Raw genomic sequence first — 8,347 nt, forward strand, 5'->3', positions numbered from 1 at the left:
TCCAGGTGGAACCACTCCACGTCAGGCGCCCATGGTCTGCCTGCACGGCATAAACGCTCCACGCCCGAAACCGGCGCCCCGCGTAAAAAGTGCATAAAAAAAGGCGACCCCAAGGCCGCCTTCGTTTCAACGCCATCGCACCTCCGCCCTTACCCGCGCGGATCGCTCCCCACACCCTTGAGCAACCGATAGCGCTGCAGCGTGCTCTCGATCTCCACGTCCAGCGCCCGGCGCTGCTGCTCGAACGAGGCCTGCATGCGCCGCTGCGTCACCAGCTCGGCATGCCGCTGGCGGATGCGCTCGGCCTGCTTGTCCGGCACCGGCTGCCCATCCAGCTCGCGGTTGCCCGCACTGGCCAGCAGGGTCACCAGCGCATCACGCACGCTGGCCACGTTGTAGCTGGCGGTATGGATGTTGTTGTCCAGGATGCCGCTGCGCTCGGCGAACACCCGGCGCAGGTCGTCCTCGCTCTCGTACGTGGCCAGCATCGCCTGCTCGGTACGCTGCCGGGTCTGCTCGGCGGCCAGGTCCAGGCGCTGCTGCGCGGCCTGCGCCGCGGCATCGGCGCGTTCGTCGTCAGTCAACGCGCGCTGCACTTCCCCACTGCGCATGCCGCTGCGCAGGTTGAACTCCTCGCGCGCACTGTTCACCGCCTCCTGGGGCAGGGCATCACTGCAGATCCGCTCGCTGCCCTTGTTCCAGCAGTACAGCTTCTTCGGCGCTGCGTCGGCCGCGCGCTTCTGTGCCTGGGCAGGCAACAGCGGCACGGCCAGCAACAGGCCGACAACGGTGAACGAGGCAAACCTGGACATGGTGAAAGCCCCCTGCTCTCAACGTGTAGGACGGCTGCCGTAGCGGGAACGATAGTCCTCCAGCGGCTGCCGGTAGCCCACAAGTTCCGGATTTCCGGAGGCAAAATCAAGCAGGTCGGCCAGCGTGGCCACGGCGACCACCGGAATGCCGGCTTCTTCGGCCACGGCCTGCGCGGCCGAACGGCGGTCGGTTTCCGAGGCGATCTCCTGGCGGTCCAGGGCCACCACGATGCCGGCCGGGGTGCCACCAGCGCCCTTGATGATCGCCAGTGCTTCGCGGATCGCGGTGCCGGCGGTGATCACGTCATCGACGATCAGCACGCGCTTGCCATTCATGTCCGCGCCGATCAGGTTGCCGCCTTCGCCGTGGTCCTTGGCTTCCTTGCGGTTGAACGACAGCGGCAGGTCGCGGCCGCGCTGGGCGAATTCACAGGCGGTCGCGGTGGCCAGCGGGATGCCCTTGTAGGCCGGGCCGAACACGACGTCGAACTTCAGCCCGGTGGCCTCCACGGCATCGGCGTAGCAGGCCGCCAGCTGGGACATGCGCGCGCCGGAATCGAACCGGCCGGCGTTGAAGAAATAGGGGCTCAGACGGCCGGACTTCAGGGTGAACTGGCCGAAACGCAGGGCATCGGCGGTCAGGGCCAGTTGCAGGAAACGGTGGCGATGGTCGCTCATCAAGACTCGATTCAATTCATTTGGAGCGCAAATCCTAATGCATGCCCGCACTTTTCCGCTCGTCGAGCCCTGCGGCCCGGTGTCGCACGGGCTGGCGAGACGGCTTCGCCAGATGGCCGCGGGCGGTAATGCCGTCCGTTTCCAGCCAGCCCCTGCAAGGGCCGAAACGGTATGCTCTTGCGGGTATCGTTCCAGACCCGGGTCAGCATGCGCATCATCAGTTTCAACGCCAACGGCATCCGTTCCGCCGCCACCAAGGGCTTTCTCGAGTGGTTCCGCGCCCAGGACGCCGACGTCCTGTGCATCCAGGAAACCAAGGCCCAGGAAGACCAGCTGACCGACCCGATGTTCCGCCCGGACGGGCACCACTGCTTCTACCGCGACGCCATCACCAAAAAGGGCTACAGCGGCGTGGCGATCTACAGCAAGCGCGAGCCGGACCAGGTGATCACCTCGCTGGGCTGGGCCCCGTTCGACGATGAAGGCCGCTACATCGAAGCCCGCTACGGCAACCTCAGCGTGGTCTCCTTCTATATCCCCTCGGGCAGCTCGGGCGATCTGCGCCAGGGCTTCAAGTACGAAGTGATGGAGTGGCTGCGCCCGATCCTGGCCGGCTGGCTGGCCAGTGGCCGCGACTACGTGCTGTGCGGCGACTGGAACATCGTGCGTTCCGCGCTGGACATCAAGAACTGGAAATCCAACCAGAAGAACTCCGGCTGCCTGCCGCCCGAGCGCGACTGGCTCAACGGCCAGTGCGTGGATGCCGACCAGGCGCTGGACATCGCCGCCGGCCAGGGCTGGACCGATGCCTACCGCCTGCTGCACCCGCAGGGCGAGGACTACACCTGGTGGAGCAACCGCGGCCAGGCGCGCGCCAACAATGTCGGCTGGCGCATCGATTACCAGTTCGTCAGCCCGGGCCTGCGTGACCGCCTGCGCAGCTGCTCGGTGTACCGCGATGAACGCTTCTCCGACCATGCGCCGTTCACGGTGGACTACGCCCCATGACCGAAGCGGTCGAGCCGGTGTCCTACAAGGGGTGGGCGGGGATCAAGCGCGCCTTCGGTACGCCCTCGGCGCTGACGATGGCCTTCCTGGGCTTCGGCAGCGGCCTGCCGTTCCTGCTGATCGCCTCGCAGACGCTGTCCACCCGCCTGCGGGATGTCGGCCTGGACCTGGGCAGCATCGGGCTGATCAGCCTGGCCAGCTTCTTCTATCTGATGAAGTTCGTCTGGGCGCCGCTGATCGACCGCTACGCGTTCCCGCTGATCGGCTTCCTGGGCCGGCGCCGTTCGTGGCTGCTGGCCTCGCAGATCGGCGTCACCGGCGGGTTGTTCGCGCTGGCCTTCGTCCGGCCCGAACTCGGCGTCACCCCGCTGGTGCTTTGGGTGCTGGTGGCTTCGTTCGCCGGTGCGACCCAGGATTCGGTGGTGGACGCCTACCGCATCGAGATCGCACCGGAGAGTGCCCAGGCGGCACTCGCCGCGACCTATACGCTGGGCTATCGCATCGGCCTGATCCTGGCTGGCGCGGGCGCGCTGTACCTGGCCCAGTTCGAGAGCTGGATCGTGGCCTACCTGGCCATGGCTGCCTTGATGATCCTGCCGATCATCACCACGCTGCTGTGCCGCGAGCCGGAGCAGCCCGAGGTGCGCATCCAGCGCCGGATCGATTTCTTCGGCGCGTTCTGGCAGCCGATCGCCAGCTTCTTCAGCACCAATGGCGTGGTGCTGGCGCTGGTGCTGCTGGCCTTCGTCGGGCTCTACAAATTCCCGGACCAGGTGATCGGGGTGATGGCCGGTCCGTTCTATCTCGATTCGGGCTTCACCAAGGCCGACATCGCGACCGTCTCCAAGCTGTTCGGCGTGTGGATGGGCATCGGCGGCGCATTCCTCGGCGGCATCGCGGTGGCTGCATTCGGCTTTCGCCGCATGTTGCTGGTCGCCGCGCTGGGCGTGGCGCTGTCCAACCTGGCGTTCCTGCTGATGGCGCAAAACCCGGGCCAGCTGTGGGCGTTCTATGCGGCGCTGAGCGCGGACAACCTGTTCCAGGGCTTCGCCGGCACGGTGCTGGTCGCCTTCATGTCCTCGCTGACCGACCGCAACTTCACCGCCACCCAGTACGCGCTGCTGGTCTCGCTGGCCAACCTGCCGGGCAAGTTCGTCGGCGGCGTCTCCGGTTACATCGTGGAGGCGAGCTCGTACAGCACCTTCTTCATCCTCAGCGCCACCACGGTCATCCCGACCCTGCTGCTGCTGATCTGGCTGTGGCCACGGATCCGGGACCGCAGCTCGGCCTGAGTGGTTTGCGTGCCGGCAGAGCCTGATGGATCATGCCGGCACAGTCGCTGCGGGGATGGCGGCGCGCCAACGGGGAGAACGATGGCTGATCTACTGCTGCGGGATATGGACCCGCTGTTGCTGGAACGTATCCGCCGCATCGCAGTGGCGCGTGGCTGGTCCCGCGAGGACGCCTGCGTGGCATTGCTGGAACAAGGCCTGTTCGCCAGCGAACTGGAGGTCCGCAGCGGCTTCCACGATCCCGAAGTCGATGCGCTCGCCGATGCCATCGCGGCACTGCAGGCGCTGCCGGACGCGCAGGGGCTGTAACGGCGGCACGCGCCGAGCCGCGCATCGGCGATCACCGCCGCACGCAGCGCCCGCCGCCGTGGCGCCTCAGGCCGGGTGGATCGCCCCGAGAATCCGCGGCCCCCGCGCACCACTCACGCTCGGCAGATTGCCCGGCAACCCGGCCAGGGTGCGCTGCGCCAACCACGCAAACCCCATCGCCTCCAGATAATCCGGATCCAGCCCGTGCACCGCGCTGGACTCGATCACCACGCCCGGCAGGCGTGCGCCCAGGCGCCGCAGCAGCTGCGGGTTGCGCACGCCACCGCCGCACACCAGCACCCGCTTCGCGCCCGGCAGGTGCGCCAACAGCGCATCGGCCACCGTCGCGGCGGTCAGCTCCAGCAGGGTCGCCTGCACATCCGCGCCGGAGACCTGTCCCTCGCCCAGTTGCGCCTGCGCCCAGTCCAGGTGGAACTGCTCGCGCCCGGTGCTCTTGGGCGGCGGCAGCGCAAACCACGGATCGGCCAGCCACCGCGCCAGCAGCGCCGTATCGACCTGCCCGCTGGCCGCGAATGCCCCGTCGGCGTCGAACGGTTCGCCGCGGTGGCGCTGGCACCAGGCATCCATCAGCGCATTGGCCGGGCCGGTATCGAAACCGCGCGGCGTACCCTCGCGCGGGATCAGGGTGAGATTGCCGATGCCGCCCAGGTTGAGCACGGCGCGGTCTTCGTCGCTGTCACCCAGCATCGCCAGGTGGAACGCCGGCATCAGCGGCGCGCCATGGCCGCCGGCGGCCACATCGCGGCGGCGGAAATCGGCCACGGTGGTGATGCCGGTCAATTCGGCGATGCGGTTGGCGTCGCCGATCTGCATCGTGAAGGCAGGATCGGCCAGCGGCCGATGGCGTACGGTCTGCCCGTGCGAACCGATGGCCTGCACCTGGGTGCGGTCGATGCGCGCGCTGTCCAGCAGCCGGTTGGCAGCCGCGGCGAACGTGATCCCGACCTCGGCATCGAGCCGGCCCAGCGCGTCCAGCGAGGTGATCGTGCCGCCTTCGCCCAAGGCGATCAGCTCGGCGCGGATCGCCGGATCCCACACGTGGGTCAGGCCATCGACAAAGCGGCAGCCGCCCTCGGCGGGGAACTGCACCAGCGCGGCATCGATGCCGTCGGCGCTGGTGCCGGACATCAGGCCCAGGTAGAGCGGGGTGGTGGGATCAACAGCAGAGGTCATGGCCAGGCGGTCCAACGGGTTGCATGCAGCTTCCGCGCAACCCGTTGCCGCCGTCAATCGATGCGATCAGCCGCGGTTGGATTTGACCGGCTTGCCGGCCTTTGCGGTGGCCGTATCGGCCGACGTGGCAGCCGGGGCCGGGCTGGCGTCGGCGTAGATCAGCTTCTCCATGCCCTGGATGCGCGCCAGTGCCGGCGCGGTCTGCGCACGGAAGGCGGCCAGCTCGGCACCCTGCAGCGGCTCCGGCGGCGGCATCGTCACCGACAGCGGGTTGCGGTGCACGCCGTTGACGCGGAATTCGTAATGCAGGTGCGGGCCGGTGGCCATGCCGGTCGAGCCGACGTAGCCGATCACGGTGCCCTGGGCCACGCGCTGGCCGGTCTTGATGCTGCCAAAGCGCGACATGTGCCCGTACAGCGTGGTGTGGCCACGGCCGTGGTCGAGGATCACCACGTTGCCGTAGCCGCGCTGCACGCCGGCGAACTGCACGCGGGCATCGCCGGCGGCCATGATCGGGGTGCCGGTGCGTGCGGCGTAGTCCACGCCCTTGTGCATGCGCATCTTGCCCAGCACCGGGTGCTTGCGCGCGCCGAAGCTCGAACTCAAGCGCGCGAACTGGATCGGCATGCGGATGAAGCTCTTCTTCAGGGGACGGCCGCTGGCATCGAAGTATTCGGACTTGCCGTTGCGGTCGAAGCGGAAGCCGCTGTAGGTCTTGCCACCCGAGCTGAAGGTCGCCGCGAGGATCTTGCTGGTGTCCACTTTCTCGCCTTCGCGCCAGGTTTCGTCCATCACCACGCTGAAACGGTCGCCGGGCTGCAGGTCCTTGGAGAAGTCGATGTCGTACTTAAAGATCTCGTCGGTCATCGTCGCGATCGCCGAGGGCGAGAGCCCGGCCTTGCGCGCGGCGGCGTACAGCGAACTGGTGATCTCGCCACTGGCGACCACCCGGCGGGTGGAGGTCTCGCGCTTGCTCACCGTCTCGGTGATCTTGTCGCCAGCCAGGGACAGCTCGACGCGGTTGTCGGCATCACGGTCGAAGCGGATCGTGCGCAACTCACCGGACAGCGGCAGGTCGAAGGCGATCTCCGCGCCGGGGCGCAGCTTGGTCAGCGACTCGCGCACACCGGGGTGCTCCAGCACCTGGTGCATCACCGTGGCCGGGATCCCGGCCTGGTCGAACAGATTGCTCAGGGTCTGGCCGCGCTGCACGCGCAGCACCTGCCAGCTGTCGCCGGGGGTCTGCTGCTGACGCTCCAGCGACAGCGGCGGCAACGGCAGCGCCAGGGTCGAATGGCTGACCGAGTAGGGCGAGTCGATGGTGTGCGAGAAGCCCGGGACGATCGTGGCCACCAGGGCGCCGATGGTGGCGAACAGGCTGGCGTGCATCCAGTGGCGGCGGGTCCAGCGCTGGTTGAAGGCCGCGGGAAGATGCTGTTTGAGCTTCCGATGGAGGGCGGTGTCGTGGAGGACGTGGAGACGTTCCTTGAAGCGCTGCTTGCGCGCGCGGCCTTGATCGGAATTGAGCATCGTCGGTCTGTTCCTGGCTGGCCCGGGAGCGCGGGCCCAAACGTCGGTAACATAGACAGGTATAAATACCGCGTCAAACCCTTGTGCCTATTGGCTTTTGTGAAGCACCTGCGGTTAACTTGTACTTAACGTCATTCATATAAATAAGGCATTGCCGGGAGTTGTCACGTGTCCTCGATTGAAGAAGCCATTGCCCTGATCGGGCGAGGCGCCGATGAGATCCTCAAATCCGACGAACTGCGCCAGCGTCTGGAAAGCGGCCGTCCGCTGCGGGTCAAGGCCGGCTTCGACCCCACCGCCCCGGACCTGCACCTGGGCCACACCGTGCTGCTGAACAAGCTGCGCCAGTTCCAGGACCTTGGCCACCAGGTGATCTTCCTGATCGGCGACTTCACCGGGATGATCGGCGACCCGTCCGGCAAGAACGTCACCCGCAAGCCGCTCACCAAGGAAGATGTGCTCGCCAACGCGCGTACCTATGAGGACCAGGTCTTCAAGGTACTGGACCGCGAAAAGACCGAAGTGCGCTTCAATTCGGAGTGGTTCGGCAAGATGGCCGCCGCCGACATGATCCGCCTGGCCGGCCAGCACACCGTGGCGCGCATGCTCGAGCGCGACGATTTCGCCAAGCGCTATGCCGCCCAGCAGTCCATCGCCCTGCATGAGTTCCTGTATCCGCTGGTGCAGGGTTACGACTCGGTCGCACTGGAAGCGGACGTCGAACTGGGCGGCACCGACCAGAAGTTCAACCTGCTGATGGGCCGTGGCCTGCAGGAGCACTACGGGCAGAAGCCGCAGATCGTGCTGACCATGCCGCTGCTGGAAGGCCTGGACGGCGTGGCCAAGATGTCCAAGTCGCTCAACAACTATATTGGTATCAGCGAGCCGGCCATCGACATCGTCACCAAGACCATGAAGATCGGCGATGACCTGATGTGGCGCTGGATCGAGCTGCTCTCCTTTGATATCAGCCAGGCCGAGGCCAAGGCGCTGCGTGAGCAGGTCGAGGCGGGCGGGTTGAACCCGCGCGAGGTGAAGCTGCGCCTGGCGCGTGAGCTGACCACCCGCTTCCATGACGCCGCCGCGGCCGAGCAGGCCATCGCCGGCTGGAATGCCGCCGTGACCGGGCAGGGCGATGTGACCCTGCTGCCGCTCCAGGAGGTGGCCATTCCGGCCGAAGGCCTGCGGATTGGTGCGCTGCTGACCGCTGCCGGGCTCACCCCGAGCAACTCCGAAGCGTCCCGCAAGCTCAAAGAGCGTGCAGTGAAGGTGGACGGCGAGGTGGTGGAGGACGCCCAGCAGGTGTTCGCGCCCGGTTTTGAAGGCCTGCTGCAGGTCGGCAAGCGCACCTTCGCACGCGTGCTGCTGGTCGCGGCCTAAGTGGCACAAGGGGTCCGGGCGATCCGGCCCCCTTGAAGCATGAATGGGAGGGAGGCGACGTGAAAAAATGTCGCTTACCCCCTTCACAAACGATGCGGATAGGGACATACTTTCCCTCCCCCGACGCAGGGGCCACCGCAAGGC

General features: G+C 67.1%; 8 protein-coding genes. 4 read left to right on the plus strand and 4 right to left on the minus strand.

Annotated elements, in window-relative coordinates; genetic code table 11:
* Nucleotides 1-149: 149 nt before the first annotated feature.
* Together BIZ42_RS11030 and pyrE are read right to left on the minus strand one after the other, a co-directional pair.
* The gene (locus BIZ42_RS11030) at nt 150-812 is read right to left on the minus strand and encodes a hypothetical protein (RefSeq protein ID WP_070426463.1); all 663 of its coding nucleotides are present in this window, start codon (nt 810-812) and stop codon (nt 150-152) included.
* Between the two features lie 18 nt (nt 813-830).
* The gene (gene pyrE, locus BIZ42_RS11035; RefSeq protein ID WP_046272987.1) at nt 831-1,490 is read right to left on the minus strand and encodes an orotate phosphoribosyltransferase; all 660 of its coding nucleotides are present in this window, start codon (nt 1,488-1,490) and stop codon (nt 831-833) included.
* A 207-nt stretch (nt 1,491-1,697) separates the two neighbouring features.
* Between pyrE and BIZ42_RS11040 the strand changes: the two genes are divergently transcribed.
* From BIZ42_RS11040 to BIZ42_RS11050, 3 genes are all read left to right on the plus strand, one after another.
* Nucleotides 1,698-2,498, plus strand: coding sequence for an exodeoxyribonuclease III (locus BIZ42_RS11040; protein WP_019183958.1), 801 nt, complete (start codon nt 1,698-1,700; stop codon nt 2,496-2,498).
* Complete coding sequence (locus tag BIZ42_RS11045) at nt 2,495-3,790, plus strand: MFS transporter (protein WP_070426464.1); 1,296 nt, start codon at nt 2,495-2,497, stop codon at nt 3,788-3,790. The genes BIZ42_RS11040 and BIZ42_RS11045 overlap by 4 nt, the downstream gene beginning before the upstream one ends.
* A gap of 81 nt (nt 3,791-3,871) precedes the next feature.
* Nucleotides 3,872-4,099 (plus strand): hypothetical protein, encoded by a 228-nt coding sequence (locus BIZ42_RS11050; protein WP_070426465.1) that lies wholly within the window; start codon nt 3,872-3,874, stop codon nt 4,097-4,099.
* Between the two features lie 66 nt (nt 4,100-4,165).
* Here BIZ42_RS11050 and BIZ42_RS11055 read toward each other — a convergent pair whose 3' ends face one another.
* Together BIZ42_RS11055 and BIZ42_RS11060 are read right to left on the minus strand one after the other, a co-directional pair.
* Complete coding sequence (locus BIZ42_RS11055; protein WP_070427511.1) at nt 4,166-5,293, minus strand: anhydro-N-acetylmuramic acid kinase; 1,128 nt, start codon at nt 5,291-5,293, stop codon at nt 4,166-4,168.
* Nucleotides 5,294-5,359: 66 nt separating this feature from the next.
* Nucleotides 5,360-6,823: a peptidoglycan DD-metalloendopeptidase family protein gene (locus tag BIZ42_RS11060; protein ID WP_046272990.1), complete on the minus strand. Its 1,464-nt coding sequence runs from the start codon at nt 6,821-6,823 to the stop codon at nt 5,360-5,362.
* A 168-nt stretch (nt 6,824-6,991) separates the two neighbouring features.
* Between BIZ42_RS11060 and tyrS the strand changes: the two genes are divergently transcribed.
* Nucleotides 6,992-8,203, plus strand: coding sequence for a tyrosine--tRNA ligase (tyrS, locus tag BIZ42_RS11065; RefSeq protein WP_070426466.1), 1,212 nt, complete (start codon nt 6,992-6,994; stop codon nt 8,201-8,203).
* Nucleotides 8,204-8,347: the final 144 nt, after the last annotated feature.

This window comes from Stenotrophomonas sp. LM091, from assembly GCF_001806305.1.
Taxonomy (GTDB): Bacteria; Pseudomonadota; Gammaproteobacteria; order Xanthomonadales; family Xanthomonadaceae; genus Stenotrophomonas; species Stenotrophomonas bentonitica_A.